Origin of the sequence: Leptolyngbya sp. AN10 (assembly GCF_050565645.1) — a bacterium.
Lineage (GTDB): Bacteria > Cyanobacteriota > Cyanobacteriia > Leptolyngbyales > Leptolyngbyaceae > Leptolyngbya.
Genome location: NZ_JBNXVP010000008.1, coordinates 185,711 through 211,114, shown reverse-complemented (window position 1 = coordinate 211,114; position 25,404 = coordinate 185,711). Strand labels below are relative to the sequence as shown.

At 46.6% G+C, this 25,404-nt stretch carries 28 protein-coding genes; 18 read left to right on the top strand and 10 right to left on the bottom strand.

The genetic code is table 11. The features are described from left to right. Positions 1-59 precede the first annotated feature (59 nt). Complete coding sequence (locus ACQ4M5_RS14055) at positions 60-440, top strand: response regulator (protein WP_430676255.1); 381 nt, start codon at positions 60-62, stop codon at positions 438-440. Positions 441-616: 176 nt separating this feature from the next. Next, complete coding sequence (locus ACQ4M5_RS14050) at positions 617-1,432, top strand: hypothetical protein (RefSeq protein ID WP_430676254.1); 816 nt, start codon at positions 617-619, stop codon at positions 1,430-1,432. Positions 1,433-1,665: 233 nt separating this feature from the next. Here ACQ4M5_RS14050 and ACQ4M5_RS14045 read toward each other — a convergent pair whose 3' ends face one another. Then, entirely contained in the window at positions 1,666-2,514 is an 849-nt protein-coding gene (locus ACQ4M5_RS14045; RefSeq protein ID WP_430676253.1) for a DUF1206 domain-containing protein, read from the bottom strand. Positions 2,515-2,792: 278 nt separating this feature from the next. On the opposite strand from ACQ4M5_RS14045, the gene ACQ4M5_RS14040 reads away from it, so the two are divergent. From ACQ4M5_RS14040 to ACQ4M5_RS14025, 4 genes are all read left to right on the top strand, one after another. After that, positions 2,793-3,215, top strand: coding sequence for a GNAT family N-acetyltransferase (locus tag ACQ4M5_RS14040; protein WP_430676252.1), 423 nt, complete (start codon positions 2,793-2,795; stop codon positions 3,213-3,215). A 36-nt stretch (positions 3,216-3,251) separates the two neighbouring features. Next, positions 3,252-4,277: an AI-2E family transporter gene (locus ACQ4M5_RS14035; protein WP_430676251.1), complete on the top strand. Its 1,026-nt coding sequence runs from the start codon at positions 3,252-3,254 to the stop codon at positions 4,275-4,277. A gap of 222 nt (positions 4,278-4,499) precedes the next feature. Then, positions 4,500-5,012 (top strand): PRC-barrel domain-containing protein, encoded by a 513-nt coding sequence (locus ACQ4M5_RS14030; protein WP_430676250.1) that lies wholly within the window; start codon positions 4,500-4,502, stop codon positions 5,010-5,012. A gap of 121 nt (positions 5,013-5,133) precedes the next feature. After that, positions 5,134-5,751, top strand: a complete 618-nt coding sequence (locus ACQ4M5_RS14025; RefSeq protein WP_430676249.1) for a DUF3611 family protein — start codon at positions 5,134-5,136, stop codon at positions 5,749-5,751. Positions 5,752-6,042: 291 nt separating this feature from the next. Here the strand turns inward: ACQ4M5_RS14025 and ACQ4M5_RS14020 are convergent, their stop codons facing one another. Further along, a complete protein-coding gene (locus ACQ4M5_RS14020) occupies positions 6,043-7,239 on the bottom strand; it encodes a transposase (protein WP_430676248.1) in 1,197 nt (398 codons plus the stop codon). A 96-nt stretch (positions 7,240-7,335) separates the two neighbouring features. Between ACQ4M5_RS14020 and ACQ4M5_RS14015 the strand changes: the two genes are divergently transcribed. The 3 genes from ACQ4M5_RS14015 (at position 7,336) to ACQ4M5_RS14005 (ending at position 8,725) form a co-directional block, all read left to right on the top strand. Then, the gene (locus tag ACQ4M5_RS14015; RefSeq protein WP_430676247.1) at positions 7,336-7,677 is read left to right on the top strand and encodes a DUF1493 family protein; all 342 of its coding nucleotides are present in this window, start codon (positions 7,336-7,338) and stop codon (positions 7,675-7,677) included. Between the two features lie 330 nt (positions 7,678-8,007). Continuing rightward, positions 8,008-8,313 carry a hypothetical protein gene (locus ACQ4M5_RS14010; RefSeq protein WP_430676246.1) on the top strand — a complete coding sequence of 102 codons (306 nt, stop codon included), beginning with the start codon at positions 8,008-8,010 and terminating at the stop codon, positions 8,311-8,313. A gap of 10 nt (positions 8,314-8,323) precedes the next feature. Then, on the top strand, positions 8,324-8,725 hold the full coding sequence (locus ACQ4M5_RS14005) for an alpha/beta hydrolase family protein (RefSeq protein WP_430676245.1): 402 nt from the start codon (positions 8,324-8,326) through the stop codon (positions 8,723-8,725). A gap of 82 nt (positions 8,726-8,807) precedes the next feature. Here the strand turns inward: ACQ4M5_RS14005 and ACQ4M5_RS14000 are convergent, their stop codons facing one another. The 5 genes from ACQ4M5_RS14000 to ACQ4M5_RS13980 all read right to left on the bottom strand — a co-directional run bounded on the left by ACQ4M5_RS14000 (position 8,808) and on the right by ACQ4M5_RS13980 (position 13,265). Then, on the bottom strand, positions 8,808-9,143 hold the full coding sequence (locus tag ACQ4M5_RS14000) for a hypothetical protein (protein ID WP_430676244.1): 336 nt from the start codon (positions 9,141-9,143) through the stop codon (positions 8,808-8,810). 103 nt (positions 9,144-9,246) lie between these two features. After that, the gene (locus ACQ4M5_RS13995) at positions 9,247-9,816 is read right to left on the bottom strand and encodes an HdeD family acid-resistance protein (protein WP_430676243.1); all 570 of its coding nucleotides are present in this window, start codon (positions 9,814-9,816) and stop codon (positions 9,247-9,249) included. 69 nt (positions 9,817-9,885) lie between these two features. Further along, complete coding sequence (locus ACQ4M5_RS13990; RefSeq protein WP_430676242.1) at positions 9,886-10,518, bottom strand: PRC-barrel domain-containing protein; 633 nt, start codon at positions 10,516-10,518, stop codon at positions 9,886-9,888. Between the two features lie 29 nt (positions 10,519-10,547). Further along, positions 10,548-11,018 carry a PRC-barrel domain-containing protein gene (locus ACQ4M5_RS13985; protein WP_430676241.1) on the bottom strand — a complete coding sequence of 157 codons (471 nt, stop codon included), beginning with the start codon at positions 11,016-11,018 and terminating at the stop codon, positions 10,548-10,550. 207 nt (positions 11,019-11,225) lie between these two features. Beyond that, positions 11,226-13,265, bottom strand: a complete 2,040-nt coding sequence (locus ACQ4M5_RS13980; protein WP_430676240.1) for a serine hydrolase domain-containing protein — start codon at positions 13,263-13,265, stop codon at positions 11,226-11,228. Positions 13,266-13,604: 339 nt separating this feature from the next. Between ACQ4M5_RS13980 and ACQ4M5_RS13975 the strand changes: the two genes are divergently transcribed. The 5 genes from ACQ4M5_RS13975 (at position 13,605) to ACQ4M5_RS13955 (ending at position 18,654) form a co-directional block, all read left to right on the top strand. Beyond that, positions 13,605-14,960 (top strand): response regulator, encoded by a 1,356-nt coding sequence (locus ACQ4M5_RS13975; protein WP_430676239.1) that lies wholly within the window; start codon positions 13,605-13,607, stop codon positions 14,958-14,960. Positions 14,961-14,995: 35 nt separating this feature from the next. Continuing rightward, positions 14,996-15,883, top strand: a complete 888-nt coding sequence (locus ACQ4M5_RS13970; RefSeq protein WP_430676238.1) for a YihY/virulence factor BrkB family protein — start codon at positions 14,996-14,998, stop codon at positions 15,881-15,883. Positions 15,884-15,926: 43 nt separating this feature from the next. Then, entirely contained in the window at positions 15,927-16,514 is a 588-nt protein-coding gene (locus tag ACQ4M5_RS13965; protein WP_430676237.1) for a hypothetical protein, read from the top strand. A 122-nt stretch (positions 16,515-16,636) separates the two neighbouring features. Beyond that, positions 16,637-17,803 (top strand): HhoA/HhoB/HtrA family serine endopeptidase, encoded by a 1,167-nt coding sequence (locus ACQ4M5_RS13960; protein WP_430676236.1) that lies wholly within the window; start codon positions 16,637-16,639, stop codon positions 17,801-17,803. Positions 17,804-18,468: 665 nt separating this feature from the next. Further along, on the top strand, positions 18,469-18,654 hold the full coding sequence (locus tag ACQ4M5_RS13955) for a hypothetical protein (protein ID WP_430676235.1): 186 nt from the start codon (positions 18,469-18,471) through the stop codon (positions 18,652-18,654). An 83-nt stretch (positions 18,655-18,737) separates the two neighbouring features. Here the strand turns inward: ACQ4M5_RS13955 and ACQ4M5_RS13950 are convergent, their stop codons facing one another. After that, positions 18,738-19,208, bottom strand: coding sequence for a helix-turn-helix domain-containing protein (locus ACQ4M5_RS13950; protein WP_430676234.1), 471 nt, complete (start codon positions 19,206-19,208; stop codon positions 18,738-18,740). A gap of 73 nt (positions 19,209-19,281) precedes the next feature. Between ACQ4M5_RS13950 and ACQ4M5_RS13945 the strand changes: the two genes are divergently transcribed. Both ACQ4M5_RS13945 and ACQ4M5_RS13940 read left to right on the top strand, forming a co-directional pair. Then, positions 19,282-19,509, top strand: coding sequence for a WYL domain-containing protein (locus ACQ4M5_RS13945; protein WP_430676233.1), 228 nt, complete (start codon positions 19,282-19,284; stop codon positions 19,507-19,509). Between the two features lie 242 nt (positions 19,510-19,751). Beyond that, positions 19,752-20,420, top strand: a complete 669-nt coding sequence (locus tag ACQ4M5_RS13940) for a glutathione S-transferase (protein WP_430676232.1) — start codon at positions 19,752-19,754, stop codon at positions 20,418-20,420. Positions 20,421-20,435: 15 nt separating this feature from the next. Here ACQ4M5_RS13940 and ACQ4M5_RS13935 read toward each other — a convergent pair whose 3' ends face one another. Then, on the bottom strand, positions 20,436-21,053 hold the full coding sequence (locus tag ACQ4M5_RS13935; protein ID WP_430676231.1) for a hypothetical protein: 618 nt from the start codon (positions 21,051-21,053) through the stop codon (positions 20,436-20,438). A 202-nt stretch (positions 21,054-21,255) separates the two neighbouring features. Between ACQ4M5_RS13935 and ACQ4M5_RS13930 the strand changes: the two genes are divergently transcribed. Continuing rightward, positions 21,256-22,392 (top strand): hypothetical protein, encoded by a 1,137-nt coding sequence (locus ACQ4M5_RS13930; RefSeq protein WP_430676230.1) that lies wholly within the window; start codon positions 21,256-21,258, stop codon positions 22,390-22,392. Here the strand turns inward: ACQ4M5_RS13930 and ACQ4M5_RS13925 are convergent, their stop codons facing one another. Then, positions 22,393-22,950 carry a pentapeptide repeat-containing protein gene (locus tag ACQ4M5_RS13925; RefSeq protein WP_430676229.1) on the bottom strand — a complete coding sequence of 186 codons (558 nt, stop codon included), beginning with the start codon at positions 22,948-22,950 and terminating at the stop codon, positions 22,393-22,395. Between the two features lie 268 nt (positions 22,951-23,218). On the opposite strand from ACQ4M5_RS13925, the gene ACQ4M5_RS13920 reads away from it, so the two are divergent. Continuing rightward, positions 23,219-25,393 carry a PAS domain-containing sensor histidine kinase gene (locus ACQ4M5_RS13920; RefSeq protein ID WP_430676228.1) on the top strand — a complete coding sequence of 725 codons (2,175 nt, stop codon included), beginning with the start codon at positions 23,219-23,221 and terminating at the stop codon, positions 25,391-25,393. The last annotated feature ends 11 nt before the right edge of the window (positions 25,394-25,404 follow it).

Sequence of the window (25,404 nt, the reverse complement as noted above, 5' to 3'; positions counted from 1 at the left end):
TCCACAGCTTTAATCATGAATTTTGACAAAAGAGAATTTAGGCGAGGAAAACAGTTCTAATGAGTATTCAACAAATTCTAGTCATTGATGATGAAGACGACTTGCGAAATTTAATCCAGACCTGTCTAGAACTAATGGGAGGCTGGCAAGTGCTTAGTGCGAATTGCGGGAAGGAAGGGCTTCTAAAAGCTCAAACTGAGCAACCGGATGCCATTCTTCTAGATGTCATGATGCCGCAGATGGACGGGTTCGCCACGTTGCAACAGCTACGAGCCAATACTACAACTCAGCATATTCCCGTTATTCTGCTAACGGCAAAAGGGCGTTCTCTGGATCAAAACCAACTGACTCAACTGAACGTTCGAGGAACGATCAGCAAGCCGTTCAATCCGCGCAAACTGGTTGACCAAGTTTTAATGTTACTAAGCGAAACAAACTAAGTTCACTTTGATCTACTCTCTATCTCCTTGGATAGGTTTGACAGCTATCCTCAATTTCTCCACCGCTTTTCCACTATTCAGCCTTACAGTTCAAATTGCAGTGAGTTAAGTTTTACAGCTTGATGAATCGTGCATAAAAGCAATGCTACTAAAAATGCAGAGGAGAAGTTTTACAAATGAGACAGTCAGTTTATCAAAATCGCTTAGTTAGAAAGTTTTGGAATGTGAAAGGTGCGTTAGCGTTAGCGCTTATGGTAGTTGTGTTTCCTGCCTGCACACAACCCAGACAACAAGCAAACAATGTAACGGCAGAAGATGTTGCAGAAAACACGAATCAATACATTGGCAAAACCGTAACGATCAGAAGTGAACCGCTTCGTAAACTGGGTCCAAGTACCTTTACGATGAGCAGTGAACAGTTTTTTGGACGAGAACCAATTATCGTTGTGAACGCATCAGGAACTCCGTTTGTCCTGCCAGAAAACCAGGATGTTGAGGTGCAAGTAACGGGTCAAGTTCGTCAATTCGTGTTAGCCGATGTCAATCGAGACTATAGCCTTAACTTAGCGCCAGATCTCTATCGAGAGTTTGAGAATCGACCCGCAATCATCGCTCAATCTGTTGCATTAGCACCTAAGCCTGGACAAATTAGCAAAAATCCGGCTCAGTATTATGGTCGAACGATCGCGGTCACTGGAGAAGTCGAGGACATTAAAAGTCCGAACTCCTTCACGCTTGACGAAGATCAACTGCTCGGTGGACAAGACTTGTTGGTGTTAAACGCGAAACCGAAGCAGCGAACCGTTCAAGACAATCAAACGGTTGCGGTGACTGGAGTTGTTCGTCCCTTTGTGGTAGCAGAGTTGGAGCGGGAGTACAATTTCAACTGGGATCAAGGCTTTGTGCGGCAACTCGAAGCAGAATACCGAAATCGTCCTGTTTTAGTCGCAACGAGAATCTATCCGTCTGCTATTCCGCAAGCCGCAAAATAGGTTATTCTGACTTGCATCGCTGGAGATCAGAATTGCCTCAACTAACAATCGGAAATGAGGAAGGGAATTGCGTCATCGGCAAAAATCCGTGACGCGATTCGCCGATAGTTCAGCCTGCGGTACTAAGACGACTGCTACTACACAAAATTCAATCCTTCGTTAGCAAACGGTTGTTTATCGACGAATTGGGGAATTTGATTCAAGAATTGCTCATTGATTGATCAATACTCTATCTATGAGTGCATAATTTGTCGATATCGAGCTTCAATTAATGAGTAGATGCTGTAGGCAATCAAACCGAGCGCAACAATTCCCAAAATCAAAGGACCGAAAGGCTGTTGAGCTAAAACGGCTAACGCTTCTCCTAACCCTCTGACTTCACTAGCATCTGAATGTAAAGCCGCTAGCATAACAAATACACCAATCATGCTGAATACCACACCTCGCGATGCAATGCCGAACTGTCCGAGCCGTTTTGCCCAGATGCGTTCTGTTGCATTCATTTGATTCAGCTTGAAATGTCGCTGAAATTTGGCAGTATAGACTTGATAAAAATAAGACAGTCCAACACCCAGTACAACTAAACCTGCTAAACCCACTAGCCATTGTCCAAACGGTTGCGCCAGGAGAAGTTCTGTCCAATCCTCTGGAGCTTCTCCGTCAGTGCCGCCAGTGCCTAAAATCAACTTGATAGCCGTAATCGCTAACCCCGAATACGCGATCGCGCTTGTCAAATACCCAATGCGTTGCACGATTCGCTTTGCCCTGTTTGCTCGACCCGTGCCTTCTGGATCGAGAACGGCTTGAGCCAACCGCCATAACACATAGCCCATAATGCCGATCGCGACTACACTCAACAATAGCTTTCCAAAGGGCTGGGTCAAAATTTCTTGCAGCGCTCCACTTGTGTCGGTTGTTCGTCCTCCGGTTCCCACTGCTGCTTGAGCCGCTAGCAATCCCACCACAAAGTACACAGTTCCTTTTGCTGCGTACCCAAATCGTGCCAGCTTCTCGAAGGCGGGATGAGAAGCCGTTCGCTGCATCGGTTGCTTAATTTCAGGAGGTAGATCGTGTCTAGCCATTGGTCTTAAAGAGATCGTATTGATACCATGGAGCTTCTCACAGTATTGAATCATCCCCCTAAATAGATAAATTGTGAGCGATCGTCCAACTTTCACCCGCTAGTTGATTTGTTTGAACGTTAGTTTCTAACAAAAGCTTTGTCTAGCAGCACAGCAATGTGCTGCCTCTATCTGTTAGCGGACGAGTTGGAGTAGAGATACATTTAATCTTGTAGAATGGTATCGCAGCGATCCTCAAGTCAAAGCAGTAGTTCAATATTCAAGATCTTAATTCTTAGATGCCAAAGATCAGTTACACAACGAAACTAGATAGCGTGGATTGGGTAGAGATGAAAGTAACGCTCCACCAAGATGCTTTTGATAATGGTCGTAGTCCTGAACAATTGAAAGCATCATTTGGAAATAGCTATGCTGCCTGTATTGCCTATGCCGATAATCGGATCATTGGTACTGCTCGCGTTTTGTCTGATGGAGTCTGCAACGCTTATCTAATTGATGTCTGGACACTTAGCGAATATCGTCGCCAAGGTATTGCAACAACAATGCTGCAAAAGCTTCTGACCCGATTAAAGGGGCAACATGTCTATTTGTTTACAGATGATGTTCCCGAACTTTATGCGAAACTTGGGTTCGAGGAGCAACCTATTGGTATGGGACAAGCCATCGGAACGTGGTTAGAAAATGAGGCATCAGATTGCTAGTAAAGTGTGTGCAAAAAACAATAGCGAGGCAAGGCTGTGACGCTTGGGAAATGGATCGGCTTCGTTGCGCTAATTGCGGCGGCGTACATTCTGTGGCGAATCCGTGCGATCGTTTTTCTCTTCTTTGCGGCAGTGATTTTAGCGATCGCACTGAACCGATTGGTTCGCCGATTCCAACGTTCTAAAGCTAGTCGAACAGTCGCCATCCTTTTAACCATTGTGATTTGTGCCATCGTTGTCGGTGGACTTTTTGCCGTGATGATTCGCCCTTTGCTAGAGCAAATTGATCAGTTGATTGATCTAGTTCCCGCTGCGATCGATCAAATTCGGCTCCTAAGCTACCGCTTACACGACATGATTCCTGGAAGGATGTTGAGGAATTTGCCCAACTTGACTGATTTCAGCCGTCAACTGCAAAGCATCGCGAATTGGGTCATGGCGAATATTTACCTGTTTTTCTCGAACTCGATCGCATTAATCCTCAACACACTTTTGGTGATTGTATTAGCATTGATGCTGCTTGCCAATCCCCAACAGTACCGTCGGGCGTTCCTTCGCGGGTTTCCCTCTTTTTACCGCCATCGCGCTGATGAAATTTTGTCGAGATGTGAAACAAAGCTTGTACATTACGTAGCAGGCATTGCCTTGAGTATGGCGTTCATTTGGGTCACTTCAACGATCGGACTGCTCTATTTGGATGTGCCCTTGCCATTTGTGAATGGGCTGATCGCTGGATTGTCCGCTTTTATTCCCTACATTGGCGCAATTGCGAGTGTGGTTCCTCCCATGCTGCTTGCATTTTTAGAGGAACCATGGAAAGCTGGAGCCGTTTTGTTGCTCTACATTGTGATTCAGCAAGTAGAAGGCAATCTAGTAACACCGATCATCATGAAACAGCAGGTTTCCTTATTACCTGCGACGACACTCGCTTTGTTGACTGCGTTTGGTCTTCTCTTCGGCTTTTTGGGCTTACTGTTGGGACTACCTATTCTAGTAGTGGCTCAAACATGGATTGAGGCGGTTGTGGTTGAAGATATCCTTGATCGCTGGCAAGCTCGTTAAGCAATCCACTATGCAGCAAGAGCAACTATGGTTACTTCTAATAGACATTACTATCACGAGAGGCTTTAAATATCGAACTTCCTGAATAGAGTGAACAACGCCTTCTTATATCTTTGGGAGGAACGTACTGCATGACCTAGATTTCTCCACCGCTTTTCCACTCTTGAGGCTTATCTTTGGATAGTTATTGATTCAAGCAACAAAAAGCGGAGAAATTGAATTATGGTACTTTACAAGCTAGACGATTTCTACTCAGATTACAAAGATGCCTTTGGTGGCTATGACATCAAAAACTTCGATGTTTATGCAGATTACGATGATAAGGTTGGTTCTGTGAAAAATGTCTTAGTGGATGAAGACACTGGGCGCTTCCGGTATTTCATCGTGGACACAGGTTTGTGGTTTCTGGGTAAGCAGGTGTTGCTTCCAGTCGGTTTGGCGCAAGTTGATTTTGAGGACAAGCGGGTTGTTGTTCCTGGACTCACCAAGCAACAGGTTGAGAACTTGCCGGAGTTTACAGAGGACTTGAAGATCGACGACGACTATGAAGATCAAGTTAGAAACACTTATGCTCCTCTAGCTCCAACCACAGCCGTTCCGGGCACAGGATATCCGCTTCCGGGTCCTGGTTTGTACGATCGCTATCCGGTCTATTACGGTGCAACGGGCAGCTTTCGCGACTATGAAGACCAACTGGCGGCATGGCGGGGGGAACGTTCTCGTATTGATCGTTAACCTCGTTTGCGATCGTACAACGAGCGCTTCTCGATATGTTGTGAATGCCCCAAATGTGGATGCCAACAATCAAGCCCAGTAGTCACTCTTTAGTTTTTTCAATTTAGTAGGACGCTTTATCATGCAAACAACGGTAGAAACAACATCACTCGGTACCAAATTAGAACGAGTTGGAACACTTCTACGGACAGTTGGATGGGTTGGCTTTTGGCTCGATCTAGGTCTTGCAGCAGCAGCGGGCTTAATGCTGATATTTGCGATCGCAGGACGTAGTTTCAATCAAGCCGTTGTCACTCCAGTTCCAGGTGCGCCTGTGAATCCAGCCCTTCCAGCGACGACTCCCGGTATGGGTATTGGGATTTTTTGGGCAGTCTGTACGATTCTGGCACTGTTAGTTAGTGTATATCTCGCTTATCGTCAGACCCGGTTTGCAAAACGGCTCCAGAATCCAGATCCGATTGTGCATCCTCCTAAACACGATATTGTTCAGCTATTGCGATTAGGTGCGATCGTTGGGTTTGTCGGAATGTTATTTGCCGTCTTTGGGGGTGTCACAACCTTGAGCATTCTGCTGGCAAAATCGCTCTCCCAAGTTCAAAGCGTTGCGGTTTATGATCCCTCTCGCATGATTCGTTCGCTTGACATCTTCGTGGCTTTAGCAAATATGACGGGAATTGCAGCGCATCTGGTTGGCACATTTACTTCTGCCAGCTTATTTGAATGGATTCATCGGCAGTAAAACTGAGGGATACGATCTCGGTGGTAAGGGTGGTTCGTATTGCTATTCCAATGCTGGAATACAGTTATGTTGATAGTTAGGCACTGGTGTCATAAGTACGAACTACGGTTAGAAAACTGCCGCTTAAGGATTTCCGAATAAAGCTTGCCCGTCGTTTTCTATCAGCCGTCCACCCTTGGGCGAGTTGCTAGTAGGTCGGCGGGTAACGATAGTGAGTCGAGGGGCAAATGTTTGAGTTCCAATCACAGGGCAAACGCCTGATTGACTGACAAAACCTGCCAAAGCCAGAGACTAAGGGGTTTTGGGAAGAGGAGAGGGAGAACTAAAGAACGACTCAGGCGGCAGTAAGCGAAATTGAAATGTAGTCCTACGTTTGTTGGCATCGACACGAGAAGCGAGAGCAGGGTCAGGGTCAGCCGCATCGGATAACGTCAAGCCTTGCGGGAGTGTCCAAGCATGAACCAGCGCCTGACGAATCCAGCGCCAGCCAATCTTGAGATAGCTACTGCCGCGAAACCAATGGGGGTCAACAAAGCGACGAGCGCCAGACTCAACCACGTCCGTTCCGATACTACTGAGGTAGAGCGTAGCAACTGCCAGCACTAAACATAATCGGGAGAGCATCTTCGCGCCGCGAATCTGAGAGCTTTCGAGTTGAAATCCATTCGATTTTTCGTCCAAGAAGCCTTCTTCGATATCGAAGCGCCAGCCATATTCGACGAAGGTTTCGCAGCAGGTCGGTTGATCACTGACGACGATCCATCGCTCTTGACTTTGGGCATGATGTGCCAACGCCACATGAACAATGCCGTAGCGTTCACGAGTCAAGCGCACAGCGTTGAGAAAGCAGGCTTCTCCAGGGCGTAAGCAGTAGTCAGAAATCTGCCGACCGTGCTTGCCAAGATAGACATAAAAGCTTGACTTGATCCGAATCCGATAGTGCCAGTTGAACCGTCGCAGTTGCTGGAACAACTTCAGATCTGCGAATCCGCGGTCTGCGAGAAACAAGACTTCTACCTTTTCAGGTAACACGGTTGCTACAGCATAAATTAACTTGCTGTAGTCTGAATGTGCCACACTGCTGCTCTTGTGCGCCATCACTTTCCACATTAGTGGAATGGCTCGCCCCCGATAGATCAGCGAGATCTGAATCAGACAGTAGCGATTCCACAATACGCTAGTATCGAGTGCCAGAATCAATCGACTCTGGTTCCACTCTGACAAGGCGCGTCGAATCAACGGCGCATACAGCTTGCGTTCCTGAATGCGAGGATTGTTCAGCCACCGAGAAAATCGCCGTTGCACACTTTGGGCAAACACTGCCCGACTGCACACGTAATCGAGCCAATCTGTTAAGCCAATTTTGCTGCTCAACAGTAACCCCACGACCATCCATGTCAGCGTTTTCAGGTGACGAAGATCGCGCCACCGACCGGGTTGACCGAGCAGGGTAAACACGGCATCATAAAGACGAGGAGCATTTTCCATTGCAGTGATTTGGGTTGATGTAGTGATCCCCTAGATTACGGCACTTTGCTCCTCTCCTCCAGCTTTGTCAGTCAATCGCATCGGTATCTACAAATCATGGCTGTTGAGTCTGTGACAGAGGATTGGATCGTACAAGAAGTTAAGGCACTTATCGCAGAATATACGGGTGTTGAAGTCACGATGCTCTCTCTGGAAACTTCTCTCGTGGAAGATTTAGGTGTAGACGGAGACGATGCCACCGACTTATTAGAAGCATTGTCACGAGAGTTTCAAGTTGATTTGTCAGATCTCAATGTATCAGACTACTTCAATGCTGAAGGGTTCGATTTACGGATGTTGTTTAGGTCGGGTAAGACAAGACTCAAATCTTTGACAGTCAAGCACCTTGTTAATGCTGTCAAGGCTGGCAAGTGGAGTTCTGAGTGTACTAATTGCTAGACGATAAACAAGGTGTATGACCTGTTAAGCAAGAAAATCGACCGACTGCAAAAAGATCAAGCTTGCCAATCCAACTTTTGTCAGTCAATCAGGGGCAAACGCATCTTATCCAAGTAGCACCTTGAGCAAATAATTTTCGTCCCACCCGCTCGTAGTCGCTTATTCTTAATGCCCACTTTTAGCGTCGTTTTAGGCTTCAGTTTCATCGATTGTTCCTCAAAAGAATAGTTGATCTTCCCTGATCAAAAGCTTCAACCTCCCTTAGTTAAACCATTCTTAGGCTGCGTTTGTCCTGTGAAATAGGAAGGTTCCATTGCAACCTGATTTCTTATGCGCTATCCCAGTATCATGCAGTTCGCTAGAATTGAGCGATTAGTTGAAAGGGATGGTTTCTCAGAACCCTATCATAAAGTTACCTTTGATTTAATTTCAGAAGGAATTCCAACCAGTCAAATCGCAGTTTGGGTACATCCAGCTTATCCAGAACAGGATTTGATTCGTGTTGCTCAAACGTTTGCTTGGAGTAGGCTAGTTGCCTTGTCAGAAGCAGCAAGTCAAGACATATTTTCCGAACATGAGATTGAGGAACTTTGGGAGCGAGTTAAACCAGCTAACTTTGCCCCAGGACAAAATTAAATTTTGATTTTTGTTTTTCAACTCACGAATCAAAGCTGCGATCGCAATTAATCCTATCAGTAGTAGTATCTTTGGGCAAACGAGCCTGAGCCAAATTAAAATTCCCACCATGATTGTGGCAAGCAGCAATGACACGGTTGCTCCTGCACTCCCCGAACAAATTCGACCCTTTACTTGGCTAACCACCTCGAATAAATATTTGCTGTTGATTAATAATGGTACGCACTTTTCGACGATCACAGAATCCGCGAACAGTACAATTCCAGTTCCAACTCAAGCAAGTGGCGATCATCCTGACCTAGCGCGTAGCTATATGAATGCCTTTAGTGTTGCATTCTTCCAAACCTACGTTGCCAATCAACCCATGTATCGAGCTTACCTCACGTCTGCCTACGCCAATGCTATTGATTAATCACCGCTCCCGTTAAGTCTCGTGCAATCACTTCCTGCAAATCAATTAACTTACTGAATTGACAGTTCTATCTCAAAGAATTTTACTTGCGCTTGTAGCCCTGATAAGGACAATAATCGCTGCAATCCACTGCCTGCTGAGAGAGAACTACATTAGGGTGAACAGCACATTTGAGAAACGGATTGTTGCTGAAAAATTGGCATCTGTAGCAAGGAATTGGATGGGGTGCTAGTCTTTCCTTCCATCTGGTTCTAAAAGCACTGCTCCGCTTTGAGCAAACTACAAGTGTAACGACAAGACTACACAATAGAACCGCAACACCACTGGCAGGATTCACTGCTGTTACAGATGGAGCGGAATGATCTTGCTGACTAGAAGTGATTGGCTCAGACTCAATGGTTTGCTGAATATCGTTCATTTTTAATTCCCCAATGAGATTACGCTTTCTTATGCTGATATCTAACTATAAGTACTAAACTTGCTATGCTTCATCATCTTATTGTGTTCTACTTACGTTAGATTCATCGAAGTTGATTCCAGTTGCGGAGGCGGAAGCCCAAAATTAACATCAACACCCCAAAGAAGAGTGAGTAAGCACCAATGAACCACAGTAGGGTCAATGCACCTACACCTGGATAGAAGAGCAGAAGAATTCCGAAGACGATCGAGGCGATTCCCGCAAGGGCAAGTAACCCATCGTTTCGGATTTCTTTCCGCAATCGAACGGCTGCCACAATTTGAAAAAAGCCAGTCACGATCGCCCAAGATGCAATCACGTAGAGCAATGCCAATGCTGTGATTCTTGGATACGCAAACACTAAAACTCCCGCAGCAATCCCAACAATTCCTTCAATAAGTAGAAGCCATGCGTTCGCGTCATTCAGTCGATCGCGAAGGGCTGAAATGATTAATAAAATTCCACCACCCAATGCCAGCGCCCCAAATAGTAGCACTAACCATGTCAACGTAATGTTGGGTAGGAAGAAGGCAGCTAACCCAAACAAAATTGCAATTGCACCGCGCAACGCAAGCGTCCACCAATTACGTGCTAAACGAGTTCCAAGCTGAATCGGATCCATGTTCTGCCGCATACGTTGAATCTCTTTCTCGATTAGTTCTTGCTATCCCTTCATAGCGCTGGAATCACATCTACAGGTTCCTTAGCGTTGTTCGTGCCGAAATTGATTCACTAACTGTTCTGAATAGGCACGAATCGAAGGATGCTCAGTTTCGTTAATGCCATAGAGATCGGGGTGATCCTCATATCGAAAAAGATCGCGTCGTGCGGGGTCATCTGCTGGATCAGGGCTGTAATTATCAGGGGGTGTGGACAGGGTAGCAATGGTGTTCGTTGCAAGAGGTCCATACGGAGCCGTCTGCGGCAACGGATGACCGTAAGTATCTGTATTCACCAGTGGATTAGTGGTATTCAGTGCGAGACCCCGAAATCCAGATCTGACTTGTTCTTCATAGTCTGGGTCAATCCGCAAGTCATCGCTGAATTCTGGCAAACGTTCTGCTTGTTCTTTAGTCAACGCTTTCGCATACACTCGCTGCTCATCGAAGTGAATTCGAGCGCGACCAATCGGCAACAACACTGATTTGCCGAAAATCCAAAAACCGAGATCAACGACGAGGTAACGAAATTCGCCCGTTTGCTGATCAACCAGAATGTTCTTGACAGTACCAATCTTCTCGTGGTTGTCAGAATAAACGCTGTAATGAATAATGTCTCGATCGCCAAAGACATGAGAATAATTCGGGTCAAAATCTGCAATTTTAAGTAATGGCATAGTTATCTCCTACTGAAATATGAATTTGTTTAAGTCGGCTTACCGCTATTGCGTTGTGCAAGGAGCCGATTTTCATAATCATGAAAGCTGTCAGTTGCACCGTAGGATGCTGAACGTCTTTTACTGGCAATCGTTGAATTGGATGTCAAAGAACCATAGGTTTGGCTGATTCGCTCTTCATAGTTAATGTTCGTTCCTAACTCGCCAGCAAAATCCGGCAAATCTTCAATCTGTTGTTTGCTGAGATGAGGAACTCGAATACATTGATTCTCGTAGTCTAACTGTGCTAGATCCACAGGTAATACGACTTGTTTACCAACATATGATATTCCAGTCTCCACGATTAGATAGCGAAAACGTCCTGTTTCTCCATCCACTAAAATATCCTTCACAGAGCCAACTTTTTCATGGTTGCCCGCGTACACCTCAACCGTTTTGATCGTAGAGCTACCGAAGGGAGTTCTGTAATTGGGATAGTATTCACCTATTTTGTGCAACATCACGACTTTTTCCTCTATTGCTGTTATTTTGATTTACAGCTTTTCATACTTCAATTACCTAGATTGATGATCTATATGATTTCACAATCCTCAGCAATCGATTAAACCTTACTAAAGTTAAGGATCAATTGTGGAAAAGCGGTGGAGAAATGAGATCGCTAACTAAGATTGCTCCTAAAGAGATAGAGCGATGCGCCAGAACTAGAGCTAGAACTGAAATCCTAGTAGATTCCAGTACCCTAAGATAGGAATAAAAATGATCGCGGCGAGGGTAATCAGGCTATAGTGCAATCTTTTTATGATCGACCCACGTTTATTTTTCCAAGCAAGTCCGGTAAAGATAACGAGTCCGATCGACAAAATCGACGTAAGCAACGGAATGCAGAGCAGAGCAACCACGACCGGGGGAACTCCATAGACCAGTTTCCAGATTCCATAGAGCCAAAGCGACAACGGCAAGCCGACGAGGAATATTAAGTTTAGAGCGCTAGTCAAGCCTGCTAACTGCCACGCTCGCTTTGAAGAGCGATCGCTGTGGGATTCCCGTTTGCGCCGCCCTTGAATGCGGGCAACAATCAAATAGACCAGTGCCGACAAGAAGATGACGGCACACCCGCCAATCACGCCTAACTGAAACCATACCCGCTCATACCAGGACACACGCTCATACGTGCCAATTTTTGCCCAAAGCGGCTCAAAAGCGAAGGCAATTTTACCCACTTCATTCGTACCGAAAGCAGTCATCGCATCGTCATTCACACGCTGAAAAAGCATCGGTGCTACAGGCGCTAATTGAAGATCAGAAGCATTGCTCATAAAGAACAAATTCGAGCGGCGAATCATCAGCGTCTGATTCGATCCTTTTTTGATGCTGATGAGCTTAAAGGGAGCGCTAATTTTTGCCAAGGTATGACGCGGATATTCTAAATCGCGGTAGGTTCCGGTAAAGCGATCGAGATTCTGGTCGCTCATGGCGTAGGGCTTGCTTGGAGTCGGTTCATTGGCAATGGGAAAATAGCGATCTAAGAACTGGGACAGGAATTTCTCATGGATTCCCTGAAAGCTATTCGTTGCGATAAAAACCCCCACATTACGATCGGGAATGAGCGTGAGCAAGCTAGAATAGCCTCTCAGACTGCCTAAATGTTCAATCATTCGGAGATTGTTTTCCAACCGTTCTCGAAACCCGTAAGCAGTTCCTGGCAATTTAGGATGCTGCGTGAAGTGTTGCTGGTGCATCAGCCGCGCTGTATCTTCTTGTAGGATGCGCGAGTTTTCATATCGCCCCTTCAGCAAGTGGGCAATCATGAAGTGAGCCATATCGGTTGCCGTTGCGCTCAATGCAGCGGCAGGAGCAATGTTCAAATACAGAAAGGGAACAGGTTGAAACTGACCACTGCGATACTGATACCCGACTGCCAAATCTTGAGCTAGTGCGGGAGGTGGCGGTTGAAGAAACGTACTCCGGCGCATTTCAAGCGGCTGGAAAATGTTTTTGTCCATGTAATCAATAAAGGGCAGACCTGAAAGCCGCTCGACTAAATACCCTAGTAGCGCAATGCTGTGATTGGAATAGCTGTAAAGCTTGCCAGGTTGCCATACGATCGGTGGCATATGATCGGCAAGATAATCTCCTAGAGGTTCCATCTTAGCGGCGGTAGGTGCTGCTATGCCGATGAGTCGCTGAGTTGTACCATCCGTGTGAGTCATGAGTTGAGCAACTCTAGCAGGCTCAGGAAAGGGATTGTTCAGCTTAAATGTCGTGAGATATTGATTGATATCTGCATTCAGGTCGAGAAGACCCCGTTCATAGATCTGCATTGCGGCGGTTGCAGTGAATAGCTTTGATAATGACGCAACACGAAACAAGGTACGATCGGCATCAACAGGAATTTTTTTCTCAATATCAGCGTAACCGTAACCTTTGGCGAAGAACAGTTTTCCGTCTTTGACAACTGATACAACTGCCCCAGGAATGTGAGACTTTGGCATTTCGCTGTTGAAAAACTGATCTGAGAACCCTTCTAATTCCTGAGTGCTATTTAGTCCAGGTGCATTGGGTGAGGGAGGAACTTCTGGTATGGATTCGAGTTGCTCAGATTGCGGGTCATCTAGCGGAAAGATGGGTTCCTTTTGCGCTAAGCCTGGCAATCCTGATGACAATAAAATGAAAATCGCTAGGAACGTACAGCAAAGAAAACGATGAAAAAACTTCTGCTTTGAGATAATGTTCTTCTTTGAAGACATAATCCTTCATTTCCTAATAATTTAGCCTGCTTGAATCAGCAACCTGCGATCGTAGAACTCATCAAAACCCTGTCGGAAAAACAAGTCTTCTACTTAGGGTAATAACTAGAGGTGGAAAATCGGTGGAGACTTAGAAACTACTGATGTTGCTCAAAAATTAAGACAAGCTTTGGAAAGATACAATCTCCCTCCTAGGCAGGGTCTTAAACGCTAGAAATTTCTGTAAAAGGAGAGGGGTCGCAAATCTACTACCTTATTGCTAACGTTAGCATGACTCTTTGGGACGAGATATCCTTTCGCTCCTGAGTGATCATGTTTACAAACTAAGTTGAAAGGCGAATGAAAATTCTCATTGTTGAAGACGATACTGTGATCGCTGAAACAGTGGCAGACGTACTCACAAAACAGCATTATGTTGTCGATACTGCATCCGATGGTGAACTGGGATGGCAGTACGCCACGAATGCCAACTACGACTTAATTTTGCTCGATGTCATGTTGCCAAAGCTTGATGGCATTAGCTTATGTCGGCACCTCCGCCAAGCTGGGCATCAAATGCTAATTTTTCTCCTGACCGCTAAAGATACCGGAACCGATAAAGTGTTGGGATTAGATGCTGGAGCCGATGACTATCTGATCAAACCGTTTGATTTTCAAGAATTGTCGGCTCGGATTCGGGCACTATTGAGACGGGGAAATTCTCCCGCGCCTACCATTTTGCAGTGGGGAGATTTGCGTCTAGATACCAACACCTGCAACGTGAGCTATGGCGATCGTGACCTTCAATTAACGTCAACCGAGTACCGACTCTTGGAGCTTTTTCTCCGCAACAGCCGCCATGTGTTTAGCCGGAGTGCGATCGTCGATCACCTGTGGACAGCAGAAGACCCGCCACAAGAAGCCACAATCAAGTCTCACATTAAAACGCTACGCCAGAAACTCAATTCAGCAGGCGCACCGTCAGATCTAATTGAAACGGTTTATGGATTAGGCTATCGATTAAAGCCTCAACCTGATGAGCCAGCACCGGAATCAACCGATTCAAACTGGATCGAACAACAAACCGAACTTGCAGTCGCCCAAGCGAGAGAACGTTTTCAGACTCAACTCAGCGATCGCTTAAGGATTCTTGAGCAAGCAACTCAAGCTTTAGAGCAAAATTGCCTCAGTGAGCAGTTGCGGCAGCAAGCAGAACACGAGGCGCACAAACTAGCCGGAGCGTTAGGAACGTTTGACTTAGCCGATGGTTCTCACTGGGCAGAAGCGCTTGAGGATCTCTTTCAAGCCCATCCTTCGATCGAATATGCTAAATTGCTCCGTCACCTCATGAACAATCTATACCAAGCTCTTGACCATTCCGCTACGAGTCCGTACCCATGTCGCGGAGCGATCACACCGGAACAAGAAGCTCCCCTTTTATTGGTGGTTAGCCAAAATGAGCAACAGACGCAGCAATTCGTCAAAGAGGCAGCGCTACGGAACCTGCGGGTCAAACTTGCCTCTGTTCCTAATCGATCGCCCGAAGATTTACTCACTGAAATCGCAGTGCAAAAGCCTCATATCGTGCTGCTTGACCTAGATGCGATGCCAAATCTTCAAGCAAGCTTAATACTGTTATCGAAGCTGGCGCAACAGTGTCGTTTTCCTGAAGATTTGACAAGGCTGCATAACAACGGTGAGCAGGGAAGTTACTAATATTTTCATTCTGTTGGGGGCGGAGCGAAATAGAAATGACATTTAGAGGACTTTGGGCATTACTGAAACAAACCATTATAGAGTGGCAACAAGACAAAATTCCGCTACTAGCGGCGGCTCTGGCTTACTATACCGTTTTTTCGCTTGCCCCTTTGCTGGTGATTGCCATTGCGATCGTTGGAGCCGTCTTGGGTCAGCAAGCGGCACAGAATCAAATTGTCATGCAGTTCCGAGGACTGATTGGGGAGCAAGGGGCACAAGCGATTCAAGCCATTATCAACAATGCACAACAACCAGGGTCGGGGGGAACCGTGGCAACGATTGTGAGTATCATTACGCTCTTGTTCGGTGCATCGGTCGTTTTTGGGCAACTTCAAGAAGCGCTCAATACAATTTGGGAGGTGCAACCCAAGCCAGGATTAAATATCAAAGGCTTTCTCCAAAATCGCTTACTTTCGTTTGCGATGGTCTTGGTGATTGGATTTTTATTACTGGTTTCTCTGTTTTTCAGTGCAGCTTTAGCGGCGCTTGAAAGCTTCTTCGGCACAGCATTCCCCAATTTAATTGAATTGGGGCGGTTCATTAACATTGTGCTGACGTTAGGCGGTGCAGCCGTATTATTTGCCTTGATTTACAAAGTGTTGCCAGATGTACAGGTTTCTTGGCGCTATCTCTGGATTGGTGCAGGGGTAACTAGCGTACTGTTTACGATCGGCAAATCCTTGATTGGGTTCTATCTTGGCAATAGCAGTGTGAGTTCTAGCTATGGGGCGGCTAGCTCAGTGATCGGTTTATTGATTTGGATCTACTATTCAGCACAAATTTTATTGTTTGGTGCAGAATTCACCCAAGTTTATGCCAAGCGACAAGGAGCACTGATTACAGCGAGTTCCTACGCTCAACCCAAGAACAAATCACACTAAGAGAACTATAATGAAACGGCGATCGTTTCTAAGTTGCATGACAATGGCTGTACTTTTGCTAACAGCTTGTAACCGCCCGCCAACGGTACAATCCATTTGCTCCATTGAGAATCGATCGGAGTATCAATTCTCAGACAGTACAAGACTGACTCTCTGGAATTTTAGGGCTTCCCAGTTAAAACAACTCACTGCCCAACTGCTAGTCATTCAAAACGGAAAAGTCCAAACCGCAAAGCAAATTCAGTATGATTGGCGGACTTGGAGTAATTCAGCGATCGCATCGGGTCAGTTGGCAGTCTTGCTGCAAAGTGGTCAACCCTTCGGAGCCGCGAATCTCCAACTTCCTCAGTTAACTGCAACACTTCAATCTGCTCCAGCTTACATTAAAGCTGAACAACAAATTCCCACATTACTGAGAGGCGATTTAGAACTGCGAACTGCGATCGCCACAGACCCGCAATCCCTTCAGCAACAGACTGTGCTTTACGCAGCGGTCTTTAGCCCATCCTCAGCTTCTCCTGGCTCGATTAGTCTGAGTTCAGATCTGCGATCGCTGATTGCCGCCTCCAAACCGAATCGAACCGTCGTTGCTGTTACTTTAGAATGCCAATCTCAAACTCAAGGAAACTAAGGCTTTTCTCTTAGCTGATTGCCCGTCATTTGATCATTCACTAGAGAGATGAATTGAGAACCAGAATTGCTACGCTTGGAAAAATATAGGCAAAGATTCGGAAGTCTCTGTAACCCTAACTTATGTATCTCTCACCGAAGCAATCGATCCTCGTTGGACTATTCCTCACTGGTTTACTAGCAAGCTGCACCTCAAGTAGACAGACAGGCACTACGCCGCAACCCAATCCTGAAAATTCACCCCAAGCTGCCCAACAATCTCCCACAGCAACAACGGCACTCCGCGATGACATCAGTGCAGTCGCTCCTGTTGCTCAACAAGTGGGTTCTGCTGTTGTACAGATCAACTCAAGTCGAACAGTGCGGGAGTCTGTTGATGAATTTGGGTTAGATCAGTTTTTTGGGCGGCGTGTTCCTCCACAAGAGCGAATTCAACGGGGGACAGGTTCAGGATTCATCACCACAAACGATGGGCAGGTGATTACGAATGCTCATGTGGTCGAAGGAGCAGATAATGTTACGGTATTGCTGAAAGATGGACGACGTTATCCTGGGAAAGTGTTAGGCACTGATCCATTGAGTGATGTTGCTGTGATTGATATTGAGGCGAACAATTTGCCGACGGTTCGCTTAGGCAACTCAGACAACCTTGTGCCAGGGCAACTCGCGATCGCGATCGGTAATCCGTTGGGTCTTAGCAATACCGTGACTCAGGGCATTATTAGCGCCACCGAGCGATCGACGACTGAAATTGGCATTCCTGACAAGCGAATTAATTTTCTTCAAACTGATGCCGCAATTAATCCAGGCAATTCTGGTGGACCGTTGCTGAATGCCGCAGGAGAAGTTGTTGGGGTCAATACCGCTATTATTCAGGGCGCACAGGGACTAGGATTTGCGATTCCGATCAATACCGTTCAGCGCGTTACCCAACAACTGCTTACTCAAGGTCGCGTCGATTATCCCTATATTGGAGTCCAAATGGTTGCGTTAACGCCAGAGTTGCGATCGCAGATCAATCAAAGTAATCTTGGCTTCCAAGTGACTCAAGACCAAGGCGTGATTGTTCTCAATGTTTTACCTAATTCGCCTGCGGCTCAGGCAGGGTTACGTCCCGGTGATATTATCAGCCGCATCAATGGCACAGAAATTCAGAATGTGCAGCAAGTCCAGCAGCAGGTAGATGCAACTGGTATCAATAACACAATGCAGGTGATAATTACCCGGAATGGAGGCACTCAACAGTTGACGGTTAGACCGCAAGCACTTCCTAATCAACAGACCGGGTAATCCGAGGTAATTTTTCCAAAAGAGTTCAGCCTTCCCCCGTCAATACTTCAAAAGTTCAATTTCTTCTCTTGCTAAAGTTAGATTTTGTAGAAATATTGATCGACATAAGCTTTTATCAATCTGTCATTTGATCTTCACAATTGTTTCGCATCATAAAAGTAAGCGGATAAGGGATTGGATTAAGCGTAGACTTAAGTCTCTTACCACCAGCCCTTTCAAGGTGAGCTAGATCAGGTGTGGGAAAATAGCCACAGCGTTGATTCGAGTTGAGGTTCCCGTCATGCTAGACCCCCTGTTTACGCGATTCGTGGAGAAAAGCCCTGTGAGCGTGATGACGCGCGGGTTAATCGAACGAGTGTTTGCACCCACGACACTGAACGAACTATTCGAGGCGACCGCTCTGGTGCAATACACCAAAGAACTGCTGTTTTCGGATTTAGTGGAGTTGATGGTTCCAGTGGTGTGTGGACTGCAACCCTCGGTGCGAGCGTCGTACCAGGAGCAAGCAGAGTCTATGCCTGCGAGCTTGAGTGCGGTCTACAGCAAGTTAAATGGGATTGAATTAGCCGTCAGCCAAGGATTAGTGAGCGAAACAGCAGCGAAAATGGTGGGCATCGTGCGCTCTTTGGGCGAACCTGTAGCAGATTGGCTCTCGTGGCTATCGGGTGAAAATCTTGGATGGGTTCTGTTTAGCCGCCACCGAGCATCGTCCCCAAGTGACTCGCGCTTATGCCAGTGCGATGCTACCCGGAAAAAGCTTAGTGGTGCTAGAACCGCAAGTGCGATTAGCAACGGATGTCTTTCCCTGCGAGGATGCTCACGCTCAAGCTATCGCTCACCGGACTCGATAGACAGAACCCTGCTTCGTCTAAATATTTCAAGTCGATATCTCCTTCAGTGGCAGCGATTTCGAGCATCAAAAGGTCAGCAAGCTTTACTTCATAGAGAATCTGGTCTTGCTGAGAATGCTGTGAGTGGCGAGTGCGCTTCCATTGCCACCCCTTTTTTTCAAGATCCGTCGAAGTCGGTCTGGACTCAATTGCACTTGGCGATCTTGTTCGAGTTTTACCGAGAGTTGTTCACTCGTGTAGGTGCGCTGGTCTTGTTCTAGACACTGCTCCAAATGCTGCATGTCCGCCTCCTGCCAGCGCCGTTTAGCTCCCCGTCCAGGTGCTTCCCACAATCCGCACAGCCCAACTTGTTCCCACCGCTTCAAAGTGTCACGTACTGTATGTTCGTGACACTCGAAGATATCCGCGATGGCTGGAACTGTCCAGCCTTGTGCGTTCAGCCGCAGCATAGGAGCGCGATCTCGCGTCCGTTGCGGTACTGTTTGGGCAAGCCGTAATTCGCTCAAGGTACGATCTTCTTCCTCAGTCAATGTGATCCGAAGCGGCGCAGGCATTGGACATCACCTATTCGCTAAACTGCTCCTATTTTGTATTTAATTCATCCTTTCTACTTACTGGCGGCGATCAATGGTGGAATTCCAAGCGAATCTCCCGTCCTATCGTGCGATGGTGAGGGTTGCCCCAGAAGCAATGTCTTGGCTCCGGTATGGTGGCTACTTTGCTCGAATTGAACGGATTGATGCCCCCGATGCTGAAGGTTGGATTCCTATCTCGCTGCGGTTTGATATCGAGAAAGCAGCTTGTGGGTATGTGTTGGGGTTTGGGGCACAGATGGAAGTGATTGAACCCTTGTAAAACGCGATCGCGTTTTACAAGCCGCAAATGAAGTGATCGCGCTTTACACCGAATGTTGAATCAACTCAGATCAAAGCAACCAGACGACAGTTTCATTTCCAACCAGCTAGCATCCGATATGGCTAAACCTGTGCATTACAAAATCCTGCGTTGGAAAGAGGGATAATTGGAGGGCATGATCTAATCTAAGCACTTCGCATAAGCTTTCTAGTTGTCCTATTACGGTAGAAGGTTAGATTTAGATGATCACTGTTCATCACTTGAATAATTCTCGCTCCCAACGCATCTTATGGTTATTAGAGGAGCTAGAGTTAGAATACGATATCGAGTACTACGATCGCGATCCCAAAACGCTCCTAGCGCCCGCAGCTTTACGTCAGGTGCATCCACTGGGTAAATCCCCGGTTATCACTGATGGAGTGCTGACACTGGCGGAGTCTGGAGCAATTATTGAGTACTTGATAGAGCAATACGGACAGGGACGACTCGTTCCTCCATCTGGTACACCAGAGCGATTACGCTACATTTATTGGTTGCACTATGCCGAAGGTTCAGCAATGCCGCCTCTGTTACTAAAGCTGGTCTTCGATCGCATCGAGCAACAGCAGATGCCGTTTTTTGCCAAACCGATAGCTCACGCGATCGCAAAACGCACTAAAGAGACGTTCATCATTCCTCAAATTACACAGCATCTCAATTACTTAGAGGCAGAACTGGAGAAAAGTCCCTGGTTTGTAAGAGATGAGTTTACTGCTGCTGATATTGAAATGAGCTTTCCGATTGAAGCTGCGGTGGCACGAGGATTAGCTGCTAGTTATCCAAGATTGAGGGAGTTTTGCGATCGCATCCATTCTCGTCCAGCATATCAACGAGCATTAGAGCGGGGCGGTAAATTCCAGCTTGCAAGCTAAAGCGGAAACCTCATGTTAGATCTGCTTAAATGAGCGAACGATTTGATCAAAGACGGTTCGGTAAGTTGCATCACGATTGCCGTAGCCAGTTTTAGACAACGTAATCAAAACAACTTCATCATCAGCAGATCGAAAGGCAATATGCTCATGCTCGTACAGTCCATTCGACTGAAAAGCGACTCCGGTTTGACCTGCGATCGTCGTTGTCTTAAATTGTTGCGGGGCTGCAAATCGATGATTCTGTTGCACCCAGTTCTGCAAGTCTAGTTTTTTCGGATTCTGATAAACGGCAACTTGAACATTGGCAGGGTATTCAGTTCCCCCTTCATAAGCCCCTGCTTTGAGTTTTTGGTAATGTTCCTGAGTCCAAATTTCGATAGTCGCGATCGCATCTGCTTCTGTCGGTGGAACTTTAGTCAACGGATCGATCACAAAATTCTTTTCAGGATAGTGAAACTCGAAGCCTAAGCGATCGTTGCGATAAATGCTTTGCGCCGAAGAAACCTGGGCAGGAGTCGGAGAGCTAGCAACAATGAGTGGTTGCTGTTGGCAAGCCATGATTGTTCCCGCCATTAGACTGAATGCAACTGATCCAAGTATCCATTTTTGAAACGATCGCGAAGGGCACGTCATCGCTTTTTTAGAATGAAGAAGACAAATGATGACTTCAAATTGAGAAAGCGCCATTCCAAAAATCTTCTCGCATCAGTAAAATAACGGCAATGATAAATTTATAAAAATGAAAATATCGAATAAATCTTTTTGAAATACTTTCGTAACCTTCAGGAGCAATAATGAAGTTAAAACTATTAGCAATACAGAATAGAAAATTATAATGCTAGATCGTTTATTGCTCGTAACACTGCTGTTCGGGAGCTTGGTCGCTTGTACTCCCGGAGAGACAGGAAGTTCCAACGCCATTAGTTCTCCTGCGAGTCCGCAAGCTGCACCTGCTACGCCAGTCAGTCAACCTACCGCTTCCTCAACTAAAACTACAACGATTCGAGTCGAAGGGGAAACTCAACAAATTCCGATCGAATTGCTGCAAACGCCCTACTTCTCGACTTACTTTCCCAGCGATCGCTTCATCACTGACTCGGCGAGTTCAGGCGAAGGATCAGCCACTTGGTTTTACTGGAAACAACCCGATGGAACCACAAACAAGAATGTGTACGTGCAGGTATTCTTCCCAGGACAACGCTTATCGGTTGATCAAGTGCGGCAATTCCTCGTGGGAAATCGCGCTTTATTTAAAGCGAATGGTTGGCGAAGAATTGATCGGGGTTCCGGCGATCGATATGCAGAAACGGCTTACTCTGCTTGGCTGCGAGATTTAATCCTATTTGAGCCACGCACCAATCCACAAAACATTAGAGGAACGGCTTACATTGGTGAGATTGATGGTCGAGCGTTCTATGTGATTTCGCATTACCCCGGCGATTATGGAGACGGCTTTACGCCCAGAGCCGATGTGATTCTCAAGAATCTCAAGGGTAGAGAAACAGGCTTGAGCAGCAATTCCAAACTGGCGTTGAAGGGAATTGGGGCAATTCAAGTTGGAATGACCGTTGCACAAGCTTCAAAAGCAATTGGTCAACCGCTAGTTTCACAAGGAGAACCTGCTCCTGGTAGTAATTGCAGCTATGTTGCTCCACAGCGATCCATTCAGGGGTTGAACTTTATGGTGATTGGCGATCGCATTGCCCGCATTGATGTGCGTCGCTCCAGCCCGATTACGACACTGAGCGGAGCCAAAATAGGAGACTCGGAAGCTCGAATTAAGCAACTGTATCCAGGACAAATCACGGTGACTCCACACAAGTATCGTCCGAATGGACACTATCTGACATTCACACCAAAAGATGCGGCGGATCGCAACTATCGATTGATCTTTGAAACCGATGGCAAGCAAGTAACAGACTTTCGATCCGGGCGTTTGCCTGAAGTAACTTGGGTAGAGGGTTGCAGTTAATCAAGTTGCCAGGGTCGGATCATCGCCTTCTAGAATCGTGCCCTTGAGCGTCGTGTCTTTGAGGTCTGCGCCGCTCAAATTGGCATCTTCTAGCGCGGCATCCGTGAGATTCGCTTTCTCTAGTTCAGCATTCGCGAGGTCTGCTTCGCTCAAATCCGCAGCCTCTAAGTTCGCACCACTCAGCGTTGCTTGACTGAGATCTGCCTGGGTCAAAGTCGCTTGCACGAGATTGGCAACGATAAGGTCAGCGTTGCTCAAATCGGCTCGATCGAGCAATGCCCCTTCTAAAATTGTGCCTTCTAGCATGGCGTTACTCAAGTTCGCACCTGTTAAATCGGCTCCGGCTAGGTCTGCCCCACTTAAATCGGTGCTACTGAGGTCGGCATTGGCTAAATTAGCGTTCCTTAAAGTAGCCCCTTCTAAATTTGCACCTGCAAACACCGCATTGCTTAGATCCATGCCCTCTAAATTGGCTTCCGCTAGATCTACATTGCTGAAGTCGCGATCGCCATCTTCATACCGTTGCTGTAGTTGCTGAACTTCAATCGGCTGTACCATCGCAAACCTCCTAAGTCAATACGTTTCAGCTACGTGTAACGGCTGAGTGTATCCGTTCTCTCTGCTAAAAGCGTCTACCGGATGTCATACGCTCCCAAACCAACAAGCTTCTTCACTCTTCCCATTTGCTTCTATCGAATGTTGCAGCTTTTTTCGTTGAGCCAATACTTTTGAGTTGCCTTATCTTTTTTATTGATCTGGCTTGAGTTCGATGACAAATCAGGTGGATCAAGGTTTCATAGTTTGTAGTTTTAAAAGCAAAATTAAGATGAGCCTTTATGTCATGAGCGCAGCGAATATCCTGAATTATCTGACTGATGGCGCGATCGTGCTAGATCAAGAGAATCGGTTTGCCTGGATGAATTCGCAAGCGGCTGCGATCATGAAACAATCCCAATCGGAACTCATGGGTGAACCAAGTTTCAGGATTTGTGTAGACATTTTTGGACAAGAGTTCTGCCACGCTTGTCAGCAAGTTCAGCAGCAGCAGACCGCCCTTCAACTACAAGTTTGGTCGCAACAGTTAGCGCGTTGGTTTGATGTGCGAATCACACCGATATCTGAAGGATTGCTGGTGAATCTATACGATATCTCGCTTTACAAACAACGTGAAACCCAACTGAAACAAGCTTTTTCGGCGCTAGAAACTCGATTTGTTCACAATCTTCAACGGTTGAATCAAACCCAGGTTTCTCTGATGAGTGAATCGCTGGAACGGCAACGCGCTCAGGCGGCTCTAAGCGGGACGAATGCAAAACTGGCAACCATTCTAGAAACGATCGCCGATGGGCTTTGTGCGATCGACACCGAATGGCGATTTAGTTATGTGAATCGTCGAGCAGAACAACTGCTTCAACGCGATCAAGCTGAACTGCTAGGAAAGCCTTTGTGGGAGGTGTATTCTCGAACTTCGGGAATGGATTTTTATCGAAAGTGTCATGAAGCGGTAGAGGCTCAGTTGCCTGCTCAGTTTGAAGGCTATGTAGAAGACCTCGATCGCTGGTTTCAATACAATTTCTACCCTTCTTCGGAAGGCTTCTTGATCTATTTTCAAGACATTACAGCACGCAAGCGAGCCGAATTCGAGTATCAACAACTTCTAGAGCGAGAAAAAGCGGCTCGACATCAAGCAGAAGTCGCTGAACAGAAATGTCGCTTTTTGTCAGAACTGAGTCGAGTTCTTGCAACCTCCCTTGATTACCAAACTACGTTCGATACGATCGCACACGCGATTGTCCCTTACTTGGCGGATTATTGCATTTTGCAGAAGTTTGATGCTCGTGGCATTCTTCAACCTGTGGTTGAAGTTCATCACGATCCCCAAAAACAGTCCTTTGTGGAAGCTTTAGCACAGCGATACGATGCCATTGCACAAAGACCGATGAGCTTGACTGCACAAGTGCTGCGATCGCAGCAACCCATTCTCATGCCAACGCTATCAGAACAATTCGTGCAATCAATCGCACAGGATGAAGAGGTCTTGGCAATTACGCGATCGCTTCAGCCTGTGTCTGCCATGCTGCTTCCCCTTTGGGCACGCGGACGCATTCTCGGAGTCTTGTTATTAGTCAGTGCAAATCCTGAACGGCACTACGCTGAAGACGATTTGAGTCTGGCAAATGATGTCGCGCACCGGGTAGCAATGGCGATCGATAACACGGAACTCTATCAACGATCGCAAGAAGTCAGCCAGTTGAAAGATGCGTTTTTGAACAATCTATCTCACGAACTCCGAACGCCGCTTCATGCAATTAGCGGCTGGGCGCAGATGTTGAATCGTCAAACACCCAGCGAAGGTCGCTATCGTATCGGAGTTGAAACCATTGGGCGAAAATCCCAGGAGCTACAAATGCTGATCTATGACTTGCTGGATTTCTCGCGGATGATGCGAGGCAAGCTCCATCTCAAGCCGACCTCGATTGATCTGATTCAGATTACCCAAGAAGTTGTGACACCATTTCAGGTTGCACTCGTGCGAAAACAAATCCAGTTTGAATTAATCATCAATGGAAATCGGATTGATCAAGATTTGCTGGGAAATTTTGATGTCCTATCAGAGCATTGGGAATCGTTTCAAATCTGGGCAGACGCGGAGCGAATACGTCAGATTCTTTGGCATCTTCTCTCAAATGCCATCAAATTCACGCCCGATCAGGGAAGTGTAGTCGTTCAACTGCTCTCAACGCCAGAATCCTCGATCGCTCATGTGGTCATTGAAGACTCTGGCATTGGCATCAAACCTAATTTCTTGCCCTTTGTATTTGAGTCTTTTCGACAAGCCGATGGTTCATCCACTCGTGCCCACGGCGGCGTTGGATTAGGCTTGTCCCTGGTTCAGTCCCTGGTTGAACTGCACGGAGGAACGATTGAGGTTGCTAGCCCCGGAGAAGGACAAGGAACGATTGTCGCGCTACAACTGCCCAAAAACAATCCTGAAGATTAATCTACCTCAAG